This window comes from Dactylosporangium sp. NPDC049742, from assembly GCF_040674675.1.
In the GTDB taxonomy this organism is placed as follows: domain Bacteria; phylum Actinomycetota; class Actinomycetes; order Mycobacteriales; family Micromonosporaceae; genus Dactylosporangium; species Dactylosporangium maewongense.
This window is the reverse complement of the sequence record NZ_JBFANF010000038.1, coordinates 80997-104863: the sequence shown is the minus strand read 5'-3', so window position 1 is coordinate 104863 and position 23867 is coordinate 80997. Positions and strand designations below refer to the sequence as shown.

Below are 23867 nucleotides of genomic sequence, written 5' to 3'. Positions count from 1 at the left end.
CGATGAACACCTTGTGAAACGGCGGCTCGGCGCGGCCCTTGTCCTGGCCTCGGCACTGCTCTGCGGTGTGGCCGGCTGCTCCGTGCTGCCCGGCCTCGGCGGTACCGGCGCCGGCAACGCCAACAAGAAGCAGGGCGGCAAGGTGCTCGACCTGCCGCAGAAGACCGTCTACTCGAAGGGCGACGCGGTCGACCCGTCGGCGGGCCTGACCACCGGCGCCCCCGTCCGCGGCCCCCTCGCGTCGATCTCGCCACTGCCCAAGGTCAGCCGCAGCTACCCGACCCCGAGCACGAGCCCGACCGAGTGCACCGGCGTCGTGCGCCCCGGCGTCATCAACGGCGTCGAGGTCGTCCCCGGCACCGCCTCCGCCACCGTCAGCTGGTGGAACATCGGCGACCCGTCCATCGTCTCCTACCAGCTGACCGCCGTGTCCCAGGAACTGCTCATCGGCCCGCAACCCGGCTGGACCTGGCAGACCGTCCCGCCCGGCAAGGGCTGCACCCGGGTCACGACCACGGTCACGGGCCTGATCTCGCAGACCCCGTACGTCTTCGTCGTCCACGCCGTCCTGAAGAAGTACGAGTCCCTCCCACCGACCGCCCCCGAGGTGGCCCGCTCCGAAGCCGTCACCATGCTGTGATTCCCCCCACCGCTGCCGCGGCGGGTCCCGGCGGGGATTCTCACCCGCACCCCAATGCGCCGCTCCGCGACGCACTGCCCGCGCCGAGGCGCGAGGCAGGCCAAGCGGCGTGTGCGCGCCGCATCCGGTGGCAGCCGTTCCCGAGGCCCCGATGGGCTCCGGTAGCCCTGCGGCCATTCGCGGGGATGCTCATCGGAGTGCGGGTGCGGGCGCGCACTGGGCCCGGACGGCTCCCGCTGGCCCCGTGGCGGCGATGGTCGACGTCCGCCAAGCGGCTTCTCGGTCTGGGCCGCCTGTGGTGTGAGTGGACCGCGCAGACCCGTCCGGCCCGCCGGCGCTGCGGGCGCCGCTCCGAGGCCGTCACCGTGCTCGGACGGGGGGCTATGGTGTCTTTGTGCTTCCCGAGCTGCTCCCGCCGGCGGGCGTCGCCGGCGCTGACGTGCCGCTGCTCGTCCACTACGAGGCCGACGGGCGGCGCACCGCTCTCACCGCGGCGCAGCTCGGTGGCTGGGCCGCCCGCACCGCCGGGCTGCTGCACGACTGCGGCCTGGGTCCTGGCAGCCGCGCCGCCGCCCTGCTTCCGCCGCACTGGCGTACCGCTGCCGCGCTGCTGGGTGCCTGGTCCCTCGGCGTCACCGTCTCCTTCCACCTGGCCGCGACCGCCGGCCTGCCCGAGGTGGGCCCTGACGCGGGTGTGCCGTTCGACGTGGTGTTCGCCGCCCGCGAACGGCTCGGCTCCTGGCTGGAGTCCGTCCCCGACGCCCCGCACCGCTTCGTCTTCGGCGGCTCGGCGGCAGGCTCGGCCGGTGGGGACCCGCGCGACGTGCTCGGCTACCGCGACTTCGACGCCGCCGTCGGCGCCTACCCGGCGTCCACTCCGGCGCCGGCCCTGATCCGGCCGGGCGCCGCGGCGAGTGGCGACGGCACCACGTACGGCCAATGGGGCAGCATCGCCCGCGAGCTCGCCGACCGGCAGGACCTCCGCCCCGGCGACCGCGTCGTCGTCGACACCAGCGAGCACGAGCACCCGGTGAAGTGGCTCCTCGCCCCGCTGTCGGTCGGCGCCTCGATCATCCTCTGCCCCGGCCCGTCCCACCTCTCCACCATCACCGCCGCCGAGTCCGCCGCCCGCGTCTTCGGCACGCTGTAGCCCCCCACCGCTTCGCGGCGGGGCCTTCTCACCAGCACCCCACCGCTTCGCGGCGGGGCCTTCTCACCAGCACCCCACCGCGGCGCACGCCGCGCATACCGCGCCGACTGGGAGCGCCGCATTCCGGTGGCCGCGGGCCGGGCGCCTTTCGACTCCCGCGACAGACGTTGGTCAATGCCCCTGTATGTGGCTTATGCGAGGGGCGCGGCGCGGTGTGGCGGGTCGTGAGGGCGGTGGGTGGGGAGCCGCTACGGGGACTTCGTGTGTGCCTGGAGGGCGCGGTCCACCAGTACACCGGCGGCGTCGGCGGCATCGTCGGCCGTCCCGGACGCGGTGGTGGCGCGGGCCAGGTTGGCGCGCATGACGTCGGGGTGCACGAGGAGCCGCTCCAGGGCCGCGCGCAGCCACGACGCGGCCGAGCCGGTGCAGACGAGCAGCTCGCGCAGGGGGCGCCACTCGGCGTGCCAGGCGCCGGCGGCGCGTTCGTGCTCGTGGGCCATCGCGGCGAGGAGGTCGGCGACGAGGCCCGGCGCGGACGCGGCGCTGCCGAGGGCGCAGACGGCGGCGATGGGCTTGCGATCGGGCGCCGTCGCCGACGGGCCGGCGGCGACGGAGGCCTCGTCGACTTCGTCCTGCGCCATCAGCGTCAGGTCACGGGCGATCTTCGCGACGGTCCCGGCGGCGCCGCCGAGAGCGCCGGCGAGCTCGGCGACGCGGGTGCGTTCGGTGTGCCAGGGCACGACGGGCTCGGCGAGGCCGAGGAGCGTGGCGAGGGACTCGACGACGTCGGGCCCGTCGTCGCCGAACGGGGCGAGGGTCCCGGCCGCGCCGCCGAACTGCACCGCGAGGCGCTCCCGCCGCACCTGTTCGAGCCGGCGGCGGGCGGCGTCGAGGCCGGTGAGCCAGCCGGCGGCCTTCAGGCCGAACGTGGTCGGCGCGGCCTGGCGCAGCAGCGTACGGCCGACCATGCGGGTGTCGCGGTGCTCGCGGGCGAGCCGGGCGGCCTGGTCGGCGCAGGCGGCGAGGTCGGCGAGCAGCGGCCGCAGCGCCTGCGCGGCGACGAGCATGCCGGCGGTGTCGAGGATGTCCTGGCTGGTGGCACCGAGGTGCACGGACGGCCCGGCGGGACCTGCGAGCGCGCGCAACCGCTCGACCAGCGGCACGACGGGGTTGCCGCTGGCGGCGGCGCGGGCACCGAGGTCGGCGGCGTCGAAGTGCTCCGGCCGGGCGCAGCCGGCGATCGCGTCGGCGTCGGCCTGGGGGATGAGCCCGCTGAACGCCTGCACCTGGGCGAGCGTCGCCTCCACCTGCAGCATCGCGGTCAGCCACGCGTCGTCGCCGACGGCGGTCGCGACCTCGCCGCGGGCCAGGACGCCGTCGAACAGGGCGGAGGAGGACGGTTTCATGCTCACCTTGGTGGACTCTATCGAGCAGGCCGGGGGCGCAGACCTACATCGTGAGCTTTCGCAACGCGGCCGGTGCGCCCGTGCTTTCGCTACGCGGCCGGTGCGCCCGTGCTTTCGCTACGCGGCCGGTGCGCCCGTGCTTTCGCTACGCGGCCGGTGCATCCGTGCTTTTGCTACGCGGCCGGTGCGCCGGTGCGGGGCCCGGGTCGTGGCGGCGGGCATGATCTCGCCGGCTCACCACCCGGGCCGTGGCACGCTTCGCCGGCCTCCGTGCCGGCCACACCCGCATCCGGCCCCCGGATCGCGGACCGGGGGCGGACGCGCTAGAGGAAGTCGGTGAACCCGGGACGGAAGCGGTCGTCGGGCTTGCCGAACGTCGTGAACACCAGCCCGCCGCGCGGCTCCACCCCGGGCAGATGCTCTGTCATGCGCTGCTGTTCAACGACGCATGCCAATGCCTCTTGCAAGTCCGACTCGAGTTGGTGGACCGCCTCTTCGAGGTCCTCTTCCTTGCGTGACCAGTCGATTTCGGCCTCGCGAAGCTGCTGACCGGCCAGTTTGGCGATCACGTCGGGGTCGTTGACCGCGACTTCCAGGCGGCAGTAGATCTGCATGATGAGCGGTTCTGGTTGCCCCATTGCAGCAGCGTTACACAAGGAGATCCCTTTACAAAGAAAGTGCAGATGAATTTACAGCCCGGCAATAGATGGGGCTAAGGTCTTGCGGATGGTGTCATTTCTCCGCAACGTTGCTTTCGACTGCGCCGACCCGTACGCGCTCGCGAGCTTCTGGGCCGAGGTCATCGGCCACCCCGTCCACCCCGACTGCTCGCCGGGCGACGCCGAGGTCGTCATCGAGCCGGAGAGCGGACCGAGGTGGTACTTCCAGGCGGTACCAGAGCCGAAAACGCTGAAGAACCGCGTGCACGTGTGCCTCCGGCCCGGCGACCGGGACCGCGACGCCGAGATCGACCGGCTGCTCGCGCTCGGCGCGACCCTCGCCGACGACCGCCGCGAGCCCGACGGCACAGGCTGGGCGGTCCTGCTGGACCCAGCGGGCAACGAGTTCTGCATGACCCGTCCGCACTCGTGAAGATCGTGTGGAACTGCGGTGCAGGCCCGCCGGATCCCGGCGCCGGTGCGGCAGGGTCGGCGGTGTGCCATCGACCCTGCCGACCCACCCCCTGGCGGTCCTGCCCCTGAAACTGTGGCGGCCGCGCTGGTTCGACGGCGTCGCGCTCGCCGTCGGCGCCACCGCCCCCGACATCGCGTACGCGCTCGGCGACGCCGTCACCATCCGCAGCCACACGGTCGCGGCCGCCTTCTGGTGGGGCCTGCCCGTCACCGTGTTCACCGCGTGGCTGATCCGTCTCGGCGCCCCCACCGTCGCGGCGCACCTTCCGGGGTCGCTGCCGGAGCTCGGCGTGCTGGGCCGGGTCAGGCACCGCTGGTGGGTCACCGCGACCTCGGCGCTGCTCGGCGACGCCAGCCACCTGCTGTGGGACCTGGTCACCCACCCGCACCCCGAGGTGATCGCGTCGTGGCGCCTGGTGCGCGACGTCAGCGACTACGCCGCCCTGCTCCTGCTGCCGTTGTTCATCTGGTACGTGCAACGCCGCCATCTGGTCAGGGAATGGCACGGGGCCGCACCGGTCGTGCCGCGCCGGCCGTGGCTGTTCTGGTCGTGCGCCGTCGAAACGTTCGCGGCCTGCGCGTTCGTCGTCGGCAACCTGCGCTACGGCGGCCCGCACGTCTTCGTCGTCCGGCTGATCGTATCGGCGGTGATCGCTCTGCTCACGGCCTGTCTGGCACTACACTTCGTGCGTGCTCCTGGAGACAGACCGGTTGCTGCTGCGGCGCTTCCACAGCGGTGACGCCGCCGCCCTCGCCGCCTACCGTTCGGACCCGGACGTGGCCCGGTACCAGTCCTGGGACGCGCCCTATCCGCTCGGCGACGCCCTCGCCTTCGTCGCGGAGACCGCACGCCTGGACCCCGAGCGGGAAGGCTGGTTCCAGTACGCCGTCGAGGGCCGCGACAACGGCCTGCTCCTCGGCGACGTGGGCGTCAACCGCGGCGACGGCGGCCGGCAGGCGGAGATCGGCTTCACGTTCGCGCCCGCGTTCCAGGGCCAGGGCTTCGCCACCGAGGCGGTCGGGCGGGTCGTCCGGCACCTCCTGGTCGAGGAGGGCCTGCACCGCGTGCACGCGGTGCTGGACGCCCGCAACGAGCGGTCGGCCCGGCTGCTGGAGCGGCTCGGTTTCCGCCGGGAGGGGCTGCTCGTGCGGGCCAGCTACTGGAAGGGCGAGTGGACCGACGACCTGCTGTACGCCGTCCTCGCCGCCGAGTGGCAGGCGTAGCTGTTCATACTGCTCTGCCGCTCCTGCGGTGCTGCCGCTCATGCGGTGCTGCCGTTCGCGTGGTGCTGCCGTTCGCGTGGTGCTGCCGTTCGCGTGGTGCTGCCGTTCGCGTGGTGCTGCCGTTCGTGCGGTGCTGCCGTTCGCGTGGTGCTGCCGTTCGTGCGGTGCTCGCCGCCCGGGTGGGCGGCGTAGGCGTTTGCGCGGTGCTGCTGTTTACGCGGTGCTCGCGTCGGGCTGTGCGTCGAGGACCAGCTGATCCTCGACGGCCGCGCCGCCGGCCGGTGCGCGACCGGGTGACACCGCCAGCAACAACCCCAGCGTCGCCGCCCAGACCAGGCAGGCGCCCAGCATGTGGAGCAACACGACGGGCCAGGGCAATCCCGTAAAGTACTGGACAAACCCGACAATTCCCTGCGCCAGCTCGACGGCAAGCAGCAGGGCGGCGGCCCTGGTGACCCGCAGCGGCGCCCCCAGCGCCCGCAGGCCGAACCACAGCGCGATCGTGAGCCCGACCAGGACAAAAACCGCATCCCCGTGCAATTGCGACACAGTCTCGGGGTCGAACCCGGTCCGCGCCGCCTTCGTGTCACCGGAGTGCGGCCCGCTGCCCGTCACAACCGTCCCGAGCACCAGCACCACCGCCGAAACCGCCGTGATCACGATCCCGGCGGTCCTGATCGCCCGCGGTGCGGTCCACCGCGGCGGCACGTCACGCGTGCGGTGCCAGAACACGTACGCCAGCGCGATCAACAGCATCGACGCCAGGAAGTGCGCCATCACCGTCCACGGGTTGAGCGCCATCCGCACGGTGATCCCGCCCAGCACCCCCTGGAACGCGATCCCCGCCATCATCCACACCCCCGCGGCGAGCAGCCCCGGCACCCGCTGCCGCTGCCGCCACGCCGCCGCGAGCGCGACGACGGCGATGAGCCCGAGCACGAACGTCAGCGTCCGGTTGCCGAACTCGATGATCCCGTGATGCCCCATCGCCTGGGTCGTCACGTACGACTCCTCGGTGCACCGCGGCCACGTCGGACAGCCGAGCCCCGACCCGGTCAGCCGGACCAGCCCACCCGTGCACACGATCCCGATATTCGCCACCAGCGACGCGAGCGCCGCCCGTCGCAGCACCACCGGCCGATCGAGCAGCGACAACACCATCCCCAACACCCGGCCGATACTACGCGCGGCTACATATCACCCCCCGCCGCGGTCCGGCCCACACTTCCGCCCGCCATTTCCACCCCCGCCAGCGGCGCCTCGCGACCAGCGCCCCACCACCGACGCCCCGGCACCACCGACGCTCCATCGCCGCCTCGACACCCCCGACGCTCCGTCGCCGTCCCGCCACCCCGATGCCCGTCGCCGTCCCGCCACCCCGATGCCCGTCGCCGTCCCGCCACCCCCGACGCTCCGTCGCCGTCCGTCCCGAAGCCACCGAGCCTGCCGCCATCGTCCGCGACCCTCCGCAGCCGGCCCAGCTGTCGGCGTGCTGGTCTGGCTGTCCACCCTCGGCCCGCCGTCCACGTGCTAACCCCGCCCGCGTGCCCGTCCGGTCGCCTGCGTGCCCGTCCGGTCGCCTGCGTGCTGGTCTGGGCCGTTGACGTGCTCGTCCCCGCTCAGGTGCTGGCCCACCGCCCACGTCCTGCCACCCCGCGGGCCGCTGTCCCGTCGCTGCCGCTCGTTCCCGCTGGTCGGGCTGCTCAACGGGTCCGGGTCGGAGGGTGCTTCCCGGTCCAGTGGTGCCGTGTCTGAGCGTGATCTTGCTACCGCGCGCGGGTGGGCGGGTGGTGGCGGCGTCGAGGGCGTTGAGGGTGGCGGCACCTGGGTCGGGGTCGCGCTTCACGAAAGGCGTCACGGGCCGGTGTCGGTGGCCGCTCCGCTTTCAAAGCAACCGTACTCCCGCCCTCCTAATCGGACAGCGATAAGTATGGTCGCGCCGCTACGAGCCGTTATCAGGCCTGGTCGACAGCCAGAAGTTCAGCTAAGGGGAGCCTTACCTTCCGTGCGTTGGATCACCCGTAGGGCGGTTTGCCTGCGTCAGGCGAATTACGTAACGTTGGTGTTGTGAAAAACGTGGAGGTGGCGCAGCAGAGGTCTGCCGTCGCTGACGCGTGCCCGCCGCTCGACGTGCGCACCCGTGACCGGGTCACGGAGTTGCTGCTGCAGCAGGGGTCGGCGACGGCGACCGAGCTGGGGCTCGCCCTCGGGCTGAGCGCGGCCGGGATCCGTCGGCACCTCGATGCGATGCTGGCCGAAGGCCTGGTGGAGAGCCGGGAGCGGCCGGACCGCGGGCGTCGCGGGCGCGGGCGGCCGGCGCGGGTGTTCACGCTGACCGCTGCGGCGCGTGAGACGCTGCCGCACACCTATGACGACCTCGCCGCGTCCGCGCTGCGATGGATTGCCGAGCACCACGGCGAGGCCGCGGTCGCCGCGTTCGCCATGGCGCAGGTCGCCGGGCTCGAGGAGCGCTGCAAGGCCGCCATGGCCGAGGCCGGCGACGACCCGCTCGCCCGCGCCGAGGCGCTCGCCAAGGCGCTGACCGCGGAGGGCTACGCCGCCGGCGCGACCACCATCGCCACCGGTGGCCAGCTGTGCCAGCATCACTGCCCGGTGGCGCACGTCGCCGCCGAGTTCTCGCAGCTGTGCGAGGCCGAGACCCAGGTCATCTCCCGCCTGGTGGGGACCCATGTCCAGCGGCTCGCGACCATCGCCAACGGTGATGGTGTCTGCACCACGCACATCCCGGCGCCGGTCCCCGGTGCCAGATCCGATAATGCCCGTCAAATTCGGCAAAATAGGCAAAGGAACGTGAGATGACCACCGCCGATCAGCTTGCCGGTCTCGGCCGGTACGAGTACGGCTGGGCCGACTCGGACAACGCCGGTGCCGCGGCACGCCGCGGCCTCAACGAGGACGTCGTGCGCGACATCTCGGCGAAGAAGAGCGAGCCGCAGTGGATGCTCGACCTGCGCCTGAAGGGCCTGCGCCTGTTCGACCGCAAGCCGATGCCGGCCTGGGGCGCGGACCTGTCGCACATCGACTTCGACAACATCAAGTACTTTGTCCGCTCGACCGAGAAGCAGGCGGCGAGCTGGGAAGAGCTTCCCGACGACATCAAGGCGACCTACGACAAGCTCGGCATCCCCGAGGCGGAGAAGCAGCGCCTCGTCGCCGGTGTCGCCGCGCAGTACGAGTCGGAGGTCGTCTACCACAAGATCCGCGAGGATCTCGAGGAGCAGGGCGTCATCTTCCTCGACACGGACACCGCGCTGCGTGAGCACGAGGACGTGTTCAAGGAGTACTTCGGCACCGTGATCCCGGTCGGCGACAACAAGTTCGCCTCGCTCAACACGTCGGTGTGGTCCGGCGGCAGCTTCATCTACGTGCCCAAGGGCGTGAAGGTGGAGATCCCGCTGCAGGCGTACTTCCGGATCAACACCGAGAACATGGGCCAGTTCGAGCGGACGCTGATCATCGTCGACGAGGACGCGTACGTCCACTACGTCGAGGGCTGCACCGCGCCGATCTACTCCTCCGACTCGCTGCACTCCGCGGTCGTGGAGATCGTCGTGAAGAAGGGCGCCCGCTGCCGGTACACCACGATCCAGAACTGGTCGACCAACGTCTACAACCTGGTCACCAAGCGGGCCGTGTGCCACGAGGGCGCGACGATGGAGTGGATCGACGGCAACCTCGGTTCGAAGGTCACGATGAAGTACCCGGCGGTGTTCATGCTGGGCGAGCACGCCAAGGGCGAGGTCCTGTCGGTCGCGATGGCCGGCGAGGGACAGCACCAGGACGCGGGCGCCAAGATGGTGCACGCCGCGCCGCACACGTCGAGCACCATCGTGTCGAAGTCGATCGCCCGTGGCGGCGGCCGGACGAGCTACCGCGGCCTCGTGCAGGTCCTGGAGGGCTCGCACCACTCCCGGTCGACGGTGAAGTGCGACGCGCTGCTCGTCGACACGATCTCCCGTTCGGACACGTACCCGTACGTCGACATCCGCGAGGACGACGTGTCGATGGGGCACGAGGCGACGGTCTCGAAGATCAGCGACGACCAACTGTTCTACCTGATGTCGCGCGGCCTCACCGAGGACGAGGCGATGGCGATGATCGTGCGCGGCTTCATCGAGCCGATCGCCAAGGAACTGCCCATGGAGTATGCGTTGGAGCTCAACCGGCTCATCGAGCTGCAGATGGAGGGCGCGGTCGGATGAGCGGCCAGCGAAGCGGCTCGGGCCGCTCATCGTGTGTCAGTTTTGGCTCAGGCCGACGCCGGAGCGAAGCGGAGGCGGCGGAATGAGCGCTCCTGTCCTGGTACCGCCGAAGACCCGCGCGCAGCAGGTCCGCTCGTTCGACGTCGCCGACTTTCCCGCCCTCACGGGGCGGGAGGAGGAGTGGCGGTTCACCCCGCTCAAGCGCCTGCGTGGCCTGGCGACCGCCGAAGGCGGCGAGCCCGCGGCGGAAGCGCCGAAGGTCGAGATCGGTGACCTGCCCGAGGGCGTGACCGTCGCGACCGTCGACCGCTCCGACCCGCGGGTCGGAGCGGCGCTGACCCCGTTCGACCGGATCAGCGCGCTCGCGGCCGGCGGCGCCACCGAGGCGCTGCTGGTGTCGGTGGCGGCGAACGCCGTGCCGGAGACCGCAGCCGTGGTGCGGCTCGTCGGCTCGAGCACCGAGGTCGCGTTCGGCCACACCGTCGTCGAGGTCGGCCGGCTCGCCGAGACGACCGTCGTGCTGGAGCAGGTCGGCTCGGTCACGCTCGCCGACAACCTCGAGGTGCTCGTCGGCGACGCGGCCCGGCTCACGCTGGTCACGGTCACCGACTGGGACGCCGACGCCGTCCAGGCGCAGCACATCCGGTTCCGGCTCGGCCGGGACGCGAAGGTCACGCACGTCCAGGTCACGCTCGGAGGCGACCTGGTCCGGCAGTACACCAGCGTCGACTACACCGGTCGCGGCGGCGAGATCGACGCGTTCGGGCTCTACTTCGCCGACGCCGGGCAGCACATGGAGCACCGGCTGCTCGTCGACCACTCGGTGCCCGACTGCCGCAGCTACGTCGCGTACCGCGGCGCGCTGCAGGGTCAGGAGGCGCACACGGTGTGGGTCGGCGACGTGCTGATCCGGGCCGAGGCGACCGGCACCGACACGTACGAGATCAACCGCAACCTGGTGCTGACCGACGGGGCGCGCGCCGACTCGGTGCCCAACCTGGAGATCGAGACCGGCGAGGTCGCCGGCGCGGGCCACGCCAGCGCCACCGGCCGGTTCGACGACGAGCAGCTGTTCTACCTGATGTCCCGGGGCATCCCGGACGAGCAGGCGCGCAAGCTCGTGGTCCGCGGCTTCTTCGCGGAGCTGCTGCACAAGATCCCGGTCGAGTCGCTGCGCGACCGGCTGGGCGAGGCCATCGACGCACGGCTAGAGGCGGCCGGCACGTGATCCGAGTATGCGCGGCGGCTGAGGTGGGCAAGGGGACGGTGCGGCAGGTCGAGGTCGATGGGACCGAGATCGCGCTCGTCCACGCCGACGACGACAACTTCTACGCCGTCTACGACGAGTGCTCGCACGCCGCGGTCGCGCTGTCGGAGGGCGAGGTCGAGGGCTGCACCCTGGAGTGCTGGCTGCACGGCTCGCGCTTCGACCTGCGCACCGGCGAGCCGACCGGCCTTCCGGCGACCGAGCCGGTCCCGGTCTACCCCGTCGAGATCCGCGACGGCGACGTCTACATCGACTTGAATCCCAGTAACGGAGTGACGAAGTGAGCACGCTGGAGATCAGCAACCTGCAGGTGTCGGTGAAGCTGCCTGACGGCGAGCTGAAGCCGATCCTCGCCGGGGTCGATCTGACCGTCGGGGCGGGGGAGACCCACGCCATCATGGGCCCCAACGGCTCGGGCAAGTCGACCCTGGCGTACTCGATCGCGGGTCACCCGCGCTACCAGGTCACCGGTGGTTCGGTGACCCTCGACGGCCAGGACGTGCTGGCGATGACCGTCGACGAGCGGGCCCGTGCCGGCCTGTTCCTGGCGATGCAGTACCCGGTCGAGGTCCCCGGCGTGTCGGTGGCCAACTTCCTGCGGACCGCGAAGACCGCGATCGACGGTGAGGCGCCGAAGCTGCGCACCTGGGCCGGCGAGCTGCGCGGCGCCATGGAGAAGCTGCAGATGGACCCGGCGTTCGCGCAGCGCAACGTCAACGAGGGCTTCTCCGGCGGTGAGAAGAAGCGGCACGAGATCATGCAGCTGGAGCTGCTCAAGCCGAAGATCGCGGTGCTCGACGAGACGGACTCCGGCCTCGACATCGACGCGCTGCGGATCGTCAGCGAGGGCGTCAACCGGGTCCGTGAGAACGGCGACACGGGCCTGCTGCTCATCACGCACTACACCCGGATCCTGCGGTACATCAAGCCTGACTTCGTCCACGTCTTCGTCGGCGGACGCATCGTGGAAGAGGGCGGCCCGGAGCTCGCGGAGCAGCTCGAGGCCGAAGGCTACGAGCGCTACCTGGCCGGCGCCGGGCTGGCGACCCACGCATAGGGGAATCATGAACGCGCTGGATGTTGACGCGGTACGCAAGGACTTCCCGATCCTAGACCGGGAGGTCAACGGCAACCCGCTCGTCTACCTCGACTCCGGGAACACGTCGCAGAAGCCACGCCAGGTGATCGACGCGGTCCGGGAGCACTACGAGCGGCACAACGCCAACGTCGCCCGGTCCGTGCACACGCTCGGCACCGAGGCGACCGAGGCGTTCGAGGGCGCGCGCGAGAAGGTCGCCGCGTTCGTCGGGGCGGGCACCGCGGCCGAGATCGTGTTCACGAAGAACTCGACCGAGGCGATCAACCTCGTAGCGCACGCGTTCACGGCGGTCGCCGACGACCCGCGCCTGCGGATCGGTCCCGGCGACGAGATCGTCATCACCGAGATGGAGCACCACTCCAACATCGTGCCGTGGCAGCTGCTCGCGCAGCGCACCGGCGCGACGCTGCGCTGGTTCGGGCTCACCGACGACGGCAGGCTCGACCTGTCGGCGATCGACGAGCTCATCAACGAGCGCACGAAGCTCGTCTCGGTGGTGCACTACTCCAACATCCTCGGCACGATCAACCCCGTCGACATCCTCGTCGCCCGGGCCCGGCAGGTCGGCGCGCTGGTGCTGCTCGACGGCTCCCAGTCGGTGCCGCACATCCCCGTCGACGTGACCGCGCTCGGCGCCGACTTCGTCGCGTTCACCGGTCACAAGATGCTCGGCCCGACCGGCATCGGCGGGCTGTGGGGCCGGTTCGAGCTGCTCGACGCCATGCCCCCGTTCCTGGGCGGCGGCTCGATGATCGAGACGGTCGCGATGACCGGCTCGACGTTCATGCCGCCACCCGCCCGCTTCGAGGCCGGCACGCCGCCGATCGCGGAGGCCGTGGGTCTGGGCGCGGCCGTCGACTATCTCAGCGCCGTCGGCATGGACGCGATCCAGGCGTACGAGAAGCAGCTCACCGCGTATGCCCTCGACGCCCTGACCGCGACGCCGGACGTGCGGATCATCGGCCCGACCAGTGCGGAAGGGCGCGGCGCGACGATCTCCTTCACCGTCGACGGCGTCCACCCGCACGACGTCGGGCAGATCCTGGACGACGAGGGCGTGCAGGTCCGGGTCGGGCATCACTGCGCCCGCCCGACCTGCGTGCGCTTCGGGGTGCCGGCGACCACGAGGGCGTCGTTCTACCTGTACACCACGACCAACGAGATCGATGCGCTGGTCCGCGGCCTGGAGCGGGTGCGGAAGGTCTTCGCATGAAGCTGGACCAGCTCTACCAGGAGATCATCCTGGATCACTACAAGCGGCCGCACGGCCGTGGCCTGCGCGAGCCGTTCGACGCCGAGGCCCACCACGTCAACCCGACCTGCGGCGACGAGGTGACCCTGCGCGTGTCGATCAAGGGCGACACCGTCGCGGACGTGTCGTACGAGGGCGTCGGCTGCTCGATCAGCCAGGCGTCCGCGAGCATCCTGCACGAGCTGCTCAAGGGCGGCACCGTGCAGGAGTCGCTGCGGCGGCACGAGGCGTTCACGGAGCTGATGGGCGGCCGCGGTCAGGTCGAGCCCGACGAGGCGGTGCTGGAGGACGCGGTGGCGTTCGCCGGCGTGGCGAAGTACCCGGCCCGGGTGAAGTGTGCCCTGCTGGCGTGGATGGCGTACAAGGACGCGCTCAGCCGAGCCGTCCCGAGTGAGGAGAAGGCATGACCGCGGTGCTCGCCGACATCGAAGAGGCGATGAAGGACGTCGTCGACCCGGAGCTCGGGATCAACGTCGTTGACCTTGGCCTGGTGTACGGCATCCACGTCGACGAGGACAACGTCGCGACCCTCGACATGACGCTGACGTCCGCGGCGTGCCCGCTGACCGACGTCATCGAGGACCAGACCCGCCAGGCGCTGTGCACCGGCCCGGGCGGCGGCCTGGTCAGCGACATCCGGATCAACTGGGTGTGGCTGCCGCCGTGGGGCCCGGACAAGATCAGCGACGAGGGCCGCGACCAGCTGCGCGCCCTGGGCTTCAACGTCTGACGAGACGTCCAGCGAAGAGCGTCCAGCGAGGAGCGTCGAGCGGAGCGTTCAGCGGGGCTTGGTCGGCGTGGCGGTCTTGCAGGAGCAGATGTAGTCGAAGTAGCCGTGCAGGCCGTGGATCCGCTGCTCCACCACGTCGGCCTCGCGCACCTTGGCGACCCGGAAGCGGAACGCCGGGGGGAGCTGATCGACCCGGGTCGCCGCGACGAGGTCCGGCGCGTCGCTGAACTCGACCTTGAACCGCTCCCAGGCCTCCTCCTTGGTCTCATAGGCCAGGCAGTAGACCTCGGGGGAGCTGCGCAGCGCCAGGTCCAGCTGCTGCGTCTGCTCCTCGGTGACGTCGCTCTTGAGGAAGACCGCCACGTTGTGGCCGGGCCGGTCGCAGCCCGGCCCGGCGGCCATCTGCGCCGGTCCGTCGCCGGGCAGCAGGCGCCACGTGACCGCCCCGGCTCCGGCGACGGCCAGGGCCAGGACCGCGGCACCGGTGGCCATGTGCCGGCGCCTCCTGCGGGCGGCGCCCGCGTGCACGGCGGCGACGCCGTCGGGGCGGATCGTGTCGTGGGCGAGCTCGTACTCGGTGTGGAGCGCGTCGTGCAGCTGCTGGTTCATCGGCGTGCCTCTCGGAAGTCGTCCAACGTGGCCGCGAGGGACTGCCGGGCCCGGTACAGCCAGGTGCGCACCGTGCCCTCACGGACCCGGCACAGCTCGGCGATCTCCGCCACCGGCAGCCCCACCAGGTAGTGCAGGACCACGGCGCGGCGCTGGCCGTCGGGCAGCCCGGCGAGCGCGTCGCGGATCGCCACGCCGTGCCCGCCGTGCTCGTCCGGGCCGGGCACCAGCTCGAGCCTGGCGCCGCGTTGATGTCGCAGCGCGACCCGCAGGCGGCGCAGGCGCGACGTGGCGAGGTTCCACGCGACGCGGCGGATCCACGTCGCGGGCTCCTCGTAGCGGCTGATGCGGTCCCAGCGCTGCCAGGCGCGCACGAACGCCTCCTGGGTCAGGTCCCGCGCCTCGTCGAGGTCGCCGAGGTACACGCTCAGCTGGGCGGCGATCTGCCGGAACTGCAGCGCGTAGCACTCGGCGAACCCTTCGGCATCCCTCATGCCGACATCACGCGCGAGCGCGGCGAAAGGTCACACGACCAGGATGACGGCGAGGACGGCGATCACGGCGCTGGACGTCAGCGCGGTCCACAGCCTGCCGCGCGGGCCGGTGAGGACCTTGCCGAGCAGGGTGCCGCCGCCGGCGATGAGCAGCTGCCAGCTCGCCGACGCCACGAACGCCGACAGGACCCAGACGGTCTCGCCGGCCGCGGACAGGCCGTCGTCGGCGCGGCGGCCGAGGACGAGCGCGCCGAAGTAGACGATCGTCGCCGGGTTGAGCATGGTCAGGCCGAGCAGCGCGAAGTACGCGCCGGCCGGTCGGGTCATCCTGCCGTCCGTGTCCCTGGGGCGCGCGGCCTCGTGGCGGTGCCGCAGCGCGTCGGCGGCGGTCTTGACGGCGAGCGCCACCAGTACCACGGCGGCGACCCAGCGCAGGGGGGCGGAGATCGGCGCGATGAGCCCCGCGAGGGCCGCGCCGCCGAGGACGGCGATCACCGCGTAGATCCCGTCGGCGGTGGCCACCCCCATCGCGGCGCCGGCGCCGGTCCGCCAGCCGGTGCGGGCGGCGAGCCCGGCGATCAGGGCGCCGATCGCGCCGACCGGCACCGCGACCCCGTAGCCGGCGAGCATCCCGGAGAGGACGACCTCGCCGAGGCCGGCGGTCACGATCGCTGCTTGCGGCTCGCCTCCGTCAGGGCGCCGGCCTGTCGCTTCGCCCGTTCGCCGGAGGTGGCGGGGGCTGCGATCAGGAGGCGTCGGCTCATGGCGTGCATCATGGCGCCGGCACCGGGGTGCCGCCACCGATATTCTTCAGCGCTTCCCGCTTGGACAGGCCGGACAGGTCCGGGTTCGCCGCGACGAAGGCGCGCACCGCGTCCGGGTCGGTCTTCGCATACTCGCGCAGTGCCCAGCCGATGGCCTTGCGGATGAAGAAGTCCTGCTCGTGTTTCCATCGGCCGCTGTACGAGAAGAGCCGTCGCGGGTCGGTCGCCTCGCGGTACTTCAACTGGTGCAGGATCGCGGTCCGCGCCACCCACAGGTCGTCGTCCTCGATCCAGGCGTCCATCGGGGTCTGGTCGTGGCGGACGACCGGCCCGACGACGTTGGCGGCGAGCAGGTCGACCGTGTCCCACCACGGCTTGGTCGTGATGAGGGCGCGCAGGGCGGGCAGGTCCGCCGCGGTGAGGTGCTTCGCGTGCCTGGTCAGCAGGTCGCAGGCGAAGTACTGGAACTCCCGCTCCGGCTGCGCCCAACACTCCTGCGCCAGCCGCAGGGGCTCGTCCGTCTTCAGGAACGGCTTGTCCAGCTTCCGCCGTACCGGCGACGGGATGCCGAGGAAGTCGAACTGGTCGCGCATGTAGGCGCGCATCCCAGCGGCGGTGCCGGGGGCGGCGTGCCCCCGGTACACCTGCCGCAGCTCGGCCAGGGTCACAGGTTGCTGGTGGAGAAGGTGTCGCACTGGCGCGGGTCGCCGGTGTTGAAGCCCTGCGTGAACCACTTCTTGCGCTGCGCGGACGTGCCGTGGGTGAAGCCGTCCGGGTTGACGCCGCCGCCGGACTTCTTCTGGATCGTGTCGTCGCCGATCGCCTCGGCCGCCTCGATCGCCTCGTTGATGTCGGCCTGCGTGATGGAGGTGAACAGCACGGCGTCACCCTCCTTGTCCTTGGTCTCCGTGGCGTGGAAGGCCCAGGTGCCGGCGTAGCAGTCGGCCTGCAGCTCCAGGCGCACCGAGCCCGAGGTGGGGCCGGTGTCGCCCTGCTGGACCTTGGCGTTGGTGCCGAGCAGGTTCTGGATGTGGTGGCCGTACTCGTGGGCGATGACGTACGGGGCGGCGAACTCGCCCTTGGCGCCGAAGCGGCTCGACAGCTCCTTGTAGAAGGTCAGGTCGATGTAGACCTGGCTGTCGGCCGGGCAGTAGAAGGGCCCGACGCCGGAGTCGGCCTGGCCGCAGCCGGTGTTCACCGCGCCGTTGAAGTAGTTCGTCTTCGCCTGCTGGTACTGCTTGCCGAACGCCTGCGGCATCTCGGCCTTCCAGTACGCCTGGACGGAGTTGACGTACAGCAGGTTGCGGCAGTCGGCGTCGTTGAACCGGTCCTTGTTGGACTTGTCGCAGCGCTTCTCGATGTCGGAGTTGTCGGCCTGCTGGTTGCCGCCGCCCCCGCCGCCGAGCATGCCGCTGCCGAAGAGGCCACCGCCGCCGCAGATCACCAGCGCCAGGACGACCAGGGTGATGATGAGGCCCATCTTCCCGCCGCCGCCACCCGGGATGGGGATCGGGATGCCACCGAGGCCGCCACCGCCACCGCCGCCGCCACTGGTCGACCCGCGCAGGTCGTTGACCTGGCTGCTGTCGAGATCGGCATCGTCGTTGAACTCCATGGCACACCTCTTCAGACGGGGGGATCGATCGGCGTCTGCTGCGTCGGTACCCGATGATCTTGTGACGTAATCGTGTGGCGGCTCGGGGTGGTGCGCACGGTACGATATGCCCCGTGACTCGCACCCAGAGGGAGTGACCCCCGGTTCCACACCAGGAGTCTGTCCACTTTCCCCTTGAACATTGCGAGAGCGAGTCCTTCCTGTGATCACGACCACGGGTCTTGAGCTGCGCGCGGGCGCGCGCATCCTTCTCAGCGACATCAACCTGCGCATCCAGCCCGGCGACCGCATCGGTCTCGTCGGCCGCAACGGTGCCGGCAAGACCACCACCCTCAAGGTCCTCGCCGGTGAGGGCACCCCGCACGCCGGCTCCGTCGATCGCCGCGGCCCCGTCGGCTACCTGCCGCAGGACCCCCGCACCGGCGACCTCGACGTGACCGCCCGCGACCGGGTGCTGTCCGCCCGCGGCCTGGACACCATCTACGCCGAGATGAAGGCCCTGGAGGCCACGCTCGGCGACGACGAGCGGCTCATCCGGCGGTATGGGCAGCTGGAGGACCAGTTCGCCGGGCTCGGCGGCTACGCGGCCGAGGCCGAGGCCGCCCGCATCTGCGCCAACCTCGGCCTGCCCGACCGGGTGCTCGCCCAGACCATCGGCACGCTCTCCGGCGGTCAGCGCCGCCGGATCGAGCTGGCCCGCATCCTGTTCCGCGACGCGGCGGCGACCGGCGGCGGCATCCTGCTGCTCGACGAGCCGACCAACCACCTCGACTCCGACTCGATCGCCTGGCTGCGCAACTTCCTGTCCAGCCACAAGGGTGGCCTCGTGGTGATCTCCCACGACGTGGAGATGCTCGACGCGATCGTCAACAAGGTGTGGTACCTCGACGCCAACCGCGCGACGATCGACTTCTACAACCTCAACTGGAAGCTGTACCAGCAGCAGCGCGAGACCGACGAGAAGCGCCGCAAGCGCGAGCGGGCCAACGCCGAGAAGAAGGCCGGCGCCCTCATGGCGCAGGCCGACAAGATGCGGGCCAAGGCCACCAAGACCGTCGCCGCGCAGAACATGGCCCGCCGCGCCGAGCGGATGCTGGGCGACCTGGAAGAGGTCCGGGTCTCCGACAAGGTCGCGAAGGTCCGCTTCCCCAACCCGAAGCCGTGCGGCAAGACCCCGCTGACGGCGTCCGGGCTGTCGAAGACGTACGGGTCCCTGGAGATCTTCGTGGACGTCGACGTCGCCGTCGACCGCGGCTCCCGGGTCGCGATCCTCGGCCTCAACGGCGCCGGCAAGACCACCCTGCTGCGGATGCTCGCCGGCGAGCTGGAGCCCGACACCGGCGAGGTCCACGCCGGGCACGGCCTGCAGCGCGGGTACTACGCCCAGGAGCACGAGCAGCTCGACGTCGACCGCACGATCCTGGAGCTGATGCGCTCCGCCGCCCCGGACCAGAACGACACCGAGCTGCGCAAGATCCTCGGCGCGTTCCTGTTCACCGGCGACGACGTCGACAAGCCCGCCGGGGTCCTGTCCGGCGGTGAGAAGACCCGGCTCGCGCTCGCCACGCTGGTCTGCTCCGGCGCCAACGTGCTGCTGCTCGACGAGCCGACCAACAACCTCGACCCGATCAGCCGGGAACAGGTCCTCGACGCGATCGCCCGCTACCCGGGGGCGATCGTGCTCGTCACGCACGACCCCGGCGCGGTCACGGCCCTGAAGCCGGACCGCGCGATCCTCCTGCCCGACGGCGTGGAGGACGCGTGGAGCGACGACCTGCTGGAGCTCGTGGAGCTCGCCTGAGGTTTCACCAGGGCGTGATCAGCGCGGCTTCGATGACGACCGCGAGGGCTGCCCCGACCGCTGTGAGCAGCAGCGGGGTCGGGGACAGCTCGCCGGCCGGCTTCTCCGGCGCCACCGCGGCGACCGTGAGCCACGGGAAGAACGGCAGCCAGGCGTGCTCCACGCCGCCCCTGGCGAGGCCCGCCGCGATCGAGAACACCACGGCCGCCCCCGCGCCCACCAGGAACGGCCAGGCGGCCGTGTTGCGCAGCTTCCGCGCGCTGGCGACGATCGCCGGGCCGGTGGCGAGCAGCAGGACGACGACGCTGATCGCGCTCCACCACAGCACCGACCGGTACGGCGCGACCCGGCTGGCGTAGTCGGTCTCCGCGGCCACCAGGCCGTCCGCCCAGCCGAAGCCGAGCAGCTGCGCCCCCAGGACCGGCACGAGGGCGCCGATGCCCGTCACGATGTTGAGGAACGCCCGCCGCCGGGCGAAGTAGACGCAGACGATCGACAGGCCGAGCCAGGGGGCCGAGTACGAGAACAGCGCGGCGACGCCCACGAGCAGCCCCGCCGCGAGGGCCCAGACCGCCTTTTTTCGTACTTTCGTGCGACTTGCCCGGAGGCCGCACACGATCGCGGCCGCGCCCAGGGTCGCGACCAGGCCGTCGAGGCTGACGGCGACCCAGATGGCGTACGGGGCGAGGACGAGCACCGGCAGGTACCGCCGCGCGGCCGCCTCGCCGACCGAGTCGCGTACCGCCGACAACACCAGCGGAATCGTCAGCGCCGACAATGCGGTGATCAGGAATCCGAGGACGACGTGGTTGTCGACGCCGATTCGGTCGGCCAGCCACAAAAACAGAACGGGACCCGGCGGATGGCCCCGGGAGGCGACCGAGTGGGCCGGCGCGTCGGCGGTGAAATGTCTGAGGTATGCGAGCGGATCGTCGCCGACCCGCCTAACGTCACCCAGATATTCCTCCGGCGAACCGAGGGCTTTCGTAAGGCCCGACCAGCCATCGACAAGCGCCAAAGCGATTGCCCACGTCAGGCCGGCGAAGTACCCGAAAAGCTGAATTTTTCGCCAGGATCGTCGCTCCAGGGCGCCCTGTGATGCAGACCACAGTACCGCCGCGGCCACCAGCGGCGCCAGTACGCTGCCCGGCCCGACCCTGATCTTGTACCTGCCGAGGAAGGGCGCACTTGCGGTGCCCAGACGGGCGTCGAGCTGCACCGCGAGCGCGGCGACAGCGAGCCCGAGCAGGCCGAAGGCAACCCAACGGAGCGCATCGCGACGCTCACGATGCGCTGTCCATGGTTGGTCGGTGGAGGGTTCGCTCATCACGGCGCATCACGGTATCGGGTAGGCGACAATGCTGTGCGTGTCGGTTGGCGTGCCGTCGATATCTAGCGCATGATCGTTCGAGGCGGTCTAATAGGTGGGACCGCACCAACCGCTCTGTCTGGGACGTGAGGGATCAGCATGGCAGCCACCGCCACCACCAGCACCGAGAAGGGTCGCCGGATCGTCGGCGCCGAAAGGCAGACGCTGGCGAAGGACCTCGTGAAGCGGTACACCAACGGTGAGAGTATCCGCGCGCTCGCCGCTTCCACCGGTCGATCCTATGGATTCGTGCACCGGGTGCTGACCGAATCTGGCGTTCAGCTTCGTCAGCGTGGCGGTGCCCGGCGCCGCAAGAAGGCGTGAACGCCGCTCCCACGTCGGGAGAGGCGCGTTTCGACGTCGAAGGGCCGGTCGCAACGGTGACGTTGGACCGGCCCGAGGTTCTCAACGCGCAGACCCCCGCGTTGTGGGCCGACCTCCGGACGTTCGGCCGGTCACTGCCGGGCGACGTTCGGGTGGTCGTCGTCCGCGGCTCCGGTCGGGCCTTCTCGGCCGGGCTCGACACCTCGGTCGCCGCATCCATCCTCGGCGGCGTCTCCGACGCGCAGATCGCGCAGTACCAGGAGGCGTTCGCCTGGCTCCGGCAGCCGTCGCTGATCTCGATCGCGGCGGTCCACGGCCACGCCATCGGCGCCGGATTCCAGCTCGCCCTCGCCTGCGACTTCCGGGTCGTGGCCGAGGACGTGAAGTTCTGCATGGCCGAGATCTCCCTCGGGCTCGTCCCGGACCTCGGTGGCACCAAGCGGCTCGTCGAGCTGGTCGGTTATGCGCGGGCTCTGGAGCTGTGCGTCACCGGCCGGCGCGTGCACGCCGGCGAGGCGGCGCAGATCGGCCTGGCCAACGCGGTGGTTCCCCCGGCCGATCTGGGGGATGCCATCGGTGATCTCACCGCGGCCGTCCTGGCGGGCTCCCGCGACGCGGTCGTGGAGATCAAGGCGCTGATCGCGGCCGCGGGCGGGCACACGTTCGCCCAGCAGGAGGCCGTCGAGCGGGCCGCGCAGGTGCGCCGGATCCAGGATCTGGCGGGCCTCGGCGAATAATTTGTCGTACCCCCCGGGCATGCTTGGGCTTCAAGTTCTCCGACCGGGGGGTTTCGAATGACGTCGCCGAGCAGCATGGCCGGGTGGGAGACCCTGCGCTCCCTGCGCAAGGCCGACGAGCTGGCCGGCAAGCGCCTGGCCCGCGGCACGGCGAAGCGCATCCTCGCCTTCGCCCGGCCCTATCGCGGCGACATCAGCGTCTTCCTCGTCACCGTCGTGCTCGGCGCGGGCATCGGCGTCGCCACGCCCTACCTCGCCGGCGACGTCATCAACAAGATCAATGCCGGTGGCCCCCACGCCGGCACCGCGGTCGTGCGGGTCGCGCTGCTCATCGGCGCGCTCGCCGTCGCCGACGCCCTGCTCTCCCTCGTCCAGCGGTGGTATTCCGCCCGCATCGGCGAAGGCATCATCCTGTCGCTGCGCACCCAGGTCTATGGGCACGTGCAGCTCATGCCGCTGCAGTTCTTCACCCGCACGCAGACCGGCGCGCTGGTCAGCCGGCTCAACAACGACGTGCAGGGCGCGCAGCGGGCGTTCACCTCGACCCTGTCCGGCGTCGTCAGCAACGTCATCCAGCTCGTCCTCACCGCCGCGGTCATGGTCACCCTGTCGTGGCAGGTGACGCTGCTGTCGCTGGTCATGCTGCCGGTCTTCATCCTCCCGGCCCGCCGGGTCGGCAAGCGGCTCGCCGCGATCACCCGCGAGGCCTACCAGCTCGACGCCACCATGAATGCGACGATGACCGAGCGCTTCGGCGTCGCCGGCGCCCTGCTGGTCAAGCTCTTCGGCCGGCCGGAGACCGAGGCGGCCCGCTTCGCCGACCGGGCCGGCCGGGTCCGCGACATCGGCATCCAGACCGCGATGTACAGCCGCGTGTTCTTCGTCAGCATGCTGCTCGTCGCCTCCCTCGCCCAGGCGCTCACCTACGGTCTCGGCGGCTGGTTCGCCGTGCGCGGCCAGATCACCGCCGGCACCGTCGTCACCCTGGCGCTGCTGCTCACCCGGCTCTACGGTCCGCTGACCGCGCTGTCCAACGTCCGGGTCGACGTGATGAGCGCGCTCGTGTCGTTCGAGCGGGTCTTCGAGGTCCTCGACCTCGCCCCCGGCATCGCCGAGCGCCCCGACGCCCGCCCGCTGCCGCCCGGCGCGGCGAAGGTCGAGCTCCGCGACGTCCGCTTCCGCTACCCGAGCGCCGCCGAGGTCTCCCTCGCCTCGCTGGAGGACGTCGCGTCGCTGGACCGCACCGTCACCGACGAGGTGCTCAAGGGCGTGTCCTTCACCGTCGAGCCGGGCCAGATGGTCGCGCTCGTCGGCCCCTCGGGCGCCGGCAAGTCCACCACCGCCATGCTCGTCCCGCGCGTCTACGACGTCACCGCCGGCGCCGTCCTGGTCGGCGACGTCGACGTCCGCGACGCCACCCTGCAGTCGCTGCGCGACACCATCGGCGTCGTCACCCAGGACTCGCACCTCTTCCACGAGACCATCGCGGAGAACCTGCGCTACGCGAAGCCCGGCGCCACCGACGACGAACTCTGGACCGCCCTGCGCCGCGCCCAGGTCGGCGACCTCGTCGAGTCCCTCCCCGACGGCCTCGCCACCGTCGTCGGCGAGCGCGGCTACCGCTTCTCCGGCGGCGAGAAGCAACGCATCGCCATCGCCCGCCTCCTGCTCCGCGCCCCCTCCATCGTCATCCTCGACGAAGCCACCGCCCACCTCGACTCCGAGTCCGAGGCCGCCGTCCAGCGCGCCCTCGCCGAGGCCCTCACCGGCCGCACCGCCCTCGTCATCGCCCACCGCCTCTCCACCATCCGCGCCGCCGACCAGATCCTCGTCGTCGACAACGGCCGCATCGTCGAACACGGCACCCACGACACCCTCGTCACAGCGGGCGGACTGTATGCGGAGCTTTACAAGACCCAGTTCGCCCTGGTCGACTCCCCACCCCCACCGCTGCTCGTGCCGCCTTCCGACCCCCCTGTCGGCACCCCCTCGCCAGCCACTCCCTCTTCAGACTCGGTGCCCGCAGCCGC

General features: G+C 71.3%; 25 protein-coding genes and 1 pseudogene. 17 read left to right on the top strand and 9 right to left on the bottom strand.

What is annotated here, in order from left to right:
* Positions 1–13 precede the first annotated feature (13 nt).
* Together AB0J72_RS36705 and AB0J72_RS36700 are read left to right on the top strand one after the other, a co-directional pair.
* Complete coding sequence (locus AB0J72_RS36705; RefSeq protein WP_363407176.1) at positions 14–640, top strand: fibronectin type III domain-containing protein; 627 nt, start codon at positions 14–16, stop codon at positions 638–640.
* A 394-nt stretch (positions 641–1034) separates the two neighbouring features.
* Positions 1035–1790: a TIGR03089 family protein gene (locus AB0J72_RS36700; RefSeq protein WP_363407173.1), complete on the top strand. Its 756-nt coding sequence runs from the start codon at positions 1035–1037 to the stop codon at positions 1788–1790.
* A 248-nt stretch (positions 1791–2038) separates the two neighbouring features.
* On the opposite strand, the gene AB0J72_RS36695 is transcribed toward AB0J72_RS36700, so the two are convergent.
* Positions 2039–3196 (bottom strand): lyase family protein, encoded by a 1158-nt coding sequence (locus tag AB0J72_RS36695; RefSeq protein WP_363407214.1) that lies wholly within the window; start codon positions 3194–3196, stop codon positions 2039–2041.
* A gap of 323 nt (positions 3197–3519) precedes the next feature.
* Positions 3520–3810: a hypothetical protein gene (locus AB0J72_RS36690; RefSeq protein ID WP_363407170.1), complete on the bottom strand. Its 291-nt coding sequence runs from the start codon at positions 3808–3810 to the stop codon at positions 3520–3522.
* 112 nt (positions 3811–3922) lie between these two features.
* On the opposite strand from AB0J72_RS36690, the gene AB0J72_RS36685 reads away from it, so the two are divergent.
* From AB0J72_RS36685 to AB0J72_RS36675, 3 genes are all read left to right on the top strand, one after another.
* Entirely contained in the window at positions 3923–4288 is a 366-nt protein-coding gene (locus tag AB0J72_RS36685) for a VOC family protein (protein ID WP_363407167.1), read from the top strand.
* Positions 4289–4352: 64 nt separating this feature from the next.
* On the top strand, positions 4353–5069 hold the full coding sequence (locus AB0J72_RS36680) for a DUF4184 family protein (RefSeq protein ID WP_363407164.1): 717 nt from the start codon (positions 4353–4355) through the stop codon (positions 5067–5069).
* On the top strand, positions 5020–5553 hold the full coding sequence (locus AB0J72_RS36675) for a GNAT family protein (protein WP_363407161.1): 534 nt from the start codon (positions 5020–5022) through the stop codon (positions 5551–5553). Before AB0J72_RS36680 ends, AB0J72_RS36675 begins: the two co-directional genes overlap by 50 nt.
* A gap of 213 nt (positions 5554–5766) precedes the next feature.
* On the opposite strand, the gene AB0J72_RS36670 is transcribed toward AB0J72_RS36675, so the two are convergent.
* Positions 5767–6714 (bottom strand): COX15/CtaA family protein, encoded by a 948-nt coding sequence (locus AB0J72_RS36670; RefSeq protein ID WP_363407211.1) that lies wholly within the window; start codon positions 6712–6714, stop codon positions 5767–5769.
* Positions 6715–7620: 906 nt separating this feature from the next.
* Between AB0J72_RS36670 and AB0J72_RS36665 the strand changes: the two genes are divergently transcribed.
* From AB0J72_RS36665 to AB0J72_RS36630, 8 genes are all read left to right on the top strand, one after another.
* Positions 7621–8373, top strand: coding sequence for an ArsR family transcriptional regulator (locus AB0J72_RS36665; protein ID WP_363407208.1), 753 nt, complete (start codon positions 7621–7623; stop codon positions 8371–8373).
* Positions 8370–9776 carry a Fe-S cluster assembly protein SufB gene (gene sufB, locus AB0J72_RS36660; RefSeq protein WP_363407158.1) on the top strand — a complete coding sequence of 469 codons (1407 nt, stop codon included), beginning with the start codon at positions 8370–8372 and terminating at the stop codon, positions 9774–9776. The genes AB0J72_RS36665 and sufB overlap by 4 nt, the downstream gene beginning before the upstream one ends.
* A gap of 82 nt (positions 9777–9858) precedes the next feature.
* Positions 9859–11004 (top strand): Fe-S cluster assembly protein SufD, encoded by a 1146-nt coding sequence (sufD, locus tag AB0J72_RS36655; RefSeq protein ID WP_363407155.1) that lies wholly within the window; start codon positions 9859–9861, stop codon positions 11002–11004.
* Complete coding sequence (locus tag AB0J72_RS36650; protein WP_363407153.1) at positions 11001–11327, top strand: non-heme iron oxygenase ferredoxin subunit; 327 nt, start codon at positions 11001–11003, stop codon at positions 11325–11327. The genes sufD and AB0J72_RS36650 overlap by 4 nt, the downstream gene beginning before the upstream one ends.
* Positions 11324–12100: a Fe-S cluster assembly ATPase SufC gene (sufC, locus tag AB0J72_RS36645; protein WP_363407150.1), complete on the top strand. Its 777-nt coding sequence runs from the start codon at positions 11324–11326 to the stop codon at positions 12098–12100. The genes AB0J72_RS36650 and sufC overlap by 4 nt, the downstream gene beginning before the upstream one ends.
* 7 nt (positions 12101–12107) lie before the next feature.
* Complete coding sequence (locus tag AB0J72_RS36640; protein ID WP_363407147.1) at positions 12108–13355, top strand: cysteine desulfurase; 1248 nt, start codon at positions 12108–12110, stop codon at positions 13353–13355.
* Positions 13352–13801: a Fe-S cluster assembly sulfur transfer protein SufU gene (gene sufU, locus AB0J72_RS36635; protein WP_344502984.1), complete on the top strand. Its 450-nt coding sequence runs from the start codon at positions 13352–13354 to the stop codon at positions 13799–13801. The genes AB0J72_RS36640 and sufU overlap by 4 nt, the downstream gene beginning before the upstream one ends.
* Positions 13798–14124 (top strand): metal-sulfur cluster assembly factor, encoded by a 327-nt coding sequence (locus tag AB0J72_RS36630; RefSeq protein WP_360566135.1) that lies wholly within the window; start codon positions 13798–13800, stop codon positions 14122–14124. Before sufU ends, AB0J72_RS36630 begins: the two co-directional genes overlap by 4 nt.
* A 48-nt stretch (positions 14125–14172) precedes the next feature.
* Here AB0J72_RS36630 and AB0J72_RS36625 read toward each other — a convergent pair whose 3' ends face one another.
* The 5 genes from AB0J72_RS36625 to AB0J72_RS36605 all read right to left on the bottom strand — a co-directional run bounded on the left by AB0J72_RS36625 (position 14173) and on the right by AB0J72_RS36605 (position 17606).
* Positions 14173–14733, bottom strand: a complete 561-nt coding sequence (locus AB0J72_RS36625; protein ID WP_363407143.1) for a permease-like cell division protein FtsX — start codon at positions 14731–14733, stop codon at positions 14173–14175.
* Positions 14730–15227, bottom strand: a complete 498-nt coding sequence (locus AB0J72_RS36620; protein WP_363407140.1) for a sigma-70 family RNA polymerase sigma factor — start codon at positions 15225–15227, stop codon at positions 14730–14732. The genes AB0J72_RS36625 and AB0J72_RS36620 overlap by 4 nt, the downstream gene beginning before the upstream one ends.
* Before the next feature lie 30 nt (positions 15228–15257).
* Positions 15258–15857 carry a LysE family transporter gene (locus AB0J72_RS36615; RefSeq protein ID WP_360566221.1) on the bottom strand — a complete coding sequence of 200 codons (600 nt, stop codon included), beginning with the start codon at positions 15855–15857 and terminating at the stop codon, positions 15258–15260.
* Between the two features lie 142 nt (positions 15858–15999).
* Positions 16000–16659 carry a DNA alkylation repair protein gene (locus tag AB0J72_RS36610; protein ID WP_363407137.1) on the bottom strand — a complete coding sequence of 220 codons (660 nt, stop codon included), beginning with the start codon at positions 16657–16659 and terminating at the stop codon, positions 16000–16002.
* Positions 16656–17606, bottom strand: a complete 951-nt coding sequence (locus AB0J72_RS36605) for a neutral zinc metallopeptidase (protein WP_363407134.1) — start codon at positions 17604–17606, stop codon at positions 16656–16658. Before AB0J72_RS36605 ends, AB0J72_RS36610 begins: the two co-directional genes overlap by 4 nt.
* Before the next feature lie 202 nt (positions 17607–17808).
* On the opposite strand from AB0J72_RS36605, the gene AB0J72_RS36600 reads away from it, so the two are divergent.
* Positions 17809–19407, top strand: a complete 1599-nt coding sequence (locus AB0J72_RS36600; protein ID WP_363407131.1) for an ABC-F family ATP-binding cassette domain-containing protein — start codon at positions 17809–17811, stop codon at positions 19405–19407.
* Positions 19408–19411: 4 nt separating this feature from the next.
* Here the strand turns inward: AB0J72_RS36600 and AB0J72_RS36595 are convergent, their stop codons facing one another.
* Complete coding sequence (locus AB0J72_RS36595; protein ID WP_363407204.1) at positions 19412–20734, bottom strand: hypothetical protein; 1323 nt, start codon at positions 20732–20734, stop codon at positions 19412–19414.
* A 141-nt stretch (positions 20735–20875) separates the two neighbouring features.
* Here AB0J72_RS36595 and AB0J72_RS36590 point away from each other — a divergent pair, with 141 nt between their 5' ends.
* The 3 genes and pseudogenes from AB0J72_RS36590 to AB0J72_RS36580 form a co-directional block, all read left to right on the top strand.
* Positions 20876–21100 carry a helix-turn-helix domain-containing protein gene (locus AB0J72_RS36590; protein WP_033359767.1) on the top strand — a complete coding sequence of 75 codons (225 nt, stop codon included), beginning with the start codon at positions 20876–20878 and terminating at the stop codon, positions 21098–21100.
* A complete protein-coding gene (locus AB0J72_RS36585; RefSeq protein WP_363407128.1) occupies positions 21097–21837 on the top strand; it encodes an enoyl-CoA hydratase/isomerase family protein in 741 nt (246 codons plus the stop codon). Before AB0J72_RS36590 ends, AB0J72_RS36585 begins: the two co-directional genes overlap by 4 nt.
* Before the next feature lie 57 nt (positions 21838–21894).
* A pseudogene (locus AB0J72_RS36580) lies at positions 21895–23784 on the top strand (ABC transporter ATP-binding protein); the annotation flags it as partial.
* Positions 23785–23867: the final 83 nt, after the last annotated feature.

Bases quoted from the DNA above. Each gene is read 5' to 3' on its own strand.
- AB0J72_RS36595 (WP_363407204.1), bottom strand. From the start codon at position 20,734: ATGAGCGAACCCTCCACCGACCAACCATGGACAGCGCATCGTGAGCGT.
- AB0J72_RS36695 (WP_363407214.1), bottom strand. From the start codon at position 3,196: ATGAAACCGTCCTCCTCCGCCCTGTTCGACGGCGTCCTGGCCCGCGGC.
- AB0J72_RS36640 (WP_363407147.1), top strand. From the start codon at position 12,108: ATGAACGCGCTGGATGTTGACGCGGTACGCAAGGACTTCCCGATCCTA.
- sufB (WP_363407158.1), top strand. From the start codon at position 8,370: ATGACCACCGCCGATCAGCTTGCCGGTCTCGGCCGGTACGAGTACGGC.
- AB0J72_RS36620 (WP_363407140.1), bottom strand. From the start codon at position 15,227: ATGAGGGATGCCGAAGGGTTCGCCGAGTGCTACGCGCTGCAGTTCCGG.
- AB0J72_RS36630 (WP_360566135.1), top strand. From the start codon at position 13,798: ATGACCGCGGTGCTCGCCGACATCGAAGAGGCGATGAAGGACGTCGTC.
- AB0J72_RS36690 (WP_363407170.1), bottom strand. From the start codon at position 3,810: ATGCAGATCTACTGCCGCCTGGAAGTCGCGGTCAACGACCCCGACGTG.
- sufU (WP_344502984.1), top strand. From the start codon at position 13,352: ATGAAGCTGGACCAGCTCTACCAGGAGATCATCCTGGATCACTACAAG.
- AB0J72_RS36605 (WP_363407134.1), bottom strand. From the start codon at position 17,606: ATGGAGTTCAACGACGATGCCGATCTCGACAGCAGCCAGGTCAACGAC.
- AB0J72_RS36685 (WP_363407167.1), top strand. From the start codon at position 3,923: ATGGTGTCATTTCTCCGCAACGTTGCTTTCGACTGCGCCGACCCGTAC.
- sufD (WP_363407155.1), top strand. From the start codon at position 9,859: ATGAGCGCTCCTGTCCTGGTACCGCCGAAGACCCGCGCGCAGCAGGTC.
- AB0J72_RS36670 (WP_363407211.1), bottom strand. From the start codon at position 6,714: ATGGTGTTGTCGCTGCTCGATCGGCCGGTGGTGCTGCGACGGGCGGCG.
- AB0J72_RS36625 (WP_363407143.1), bottom strand. From the start codon at position 14,733: ATGAACCAGCAGCTGCACGACGCGCTCCACACCGAGTACGAGCTCGCC.
- AB0J72_RS36615 (WP_360566221.1), bottom strand. From the start codon at position 15,857: ATGCTCGCCGGCTACGGGGTCGCGGTGCCGGTCGGCGCGATCGGCGCC.
- AB0J72_RS36590 (WP_033359767.1), top strand. From the start codon at position 20,876: ATGGCAGCCACCGCCACCACCAGCACCGAGAAGGGTCGCCGGATCGTC.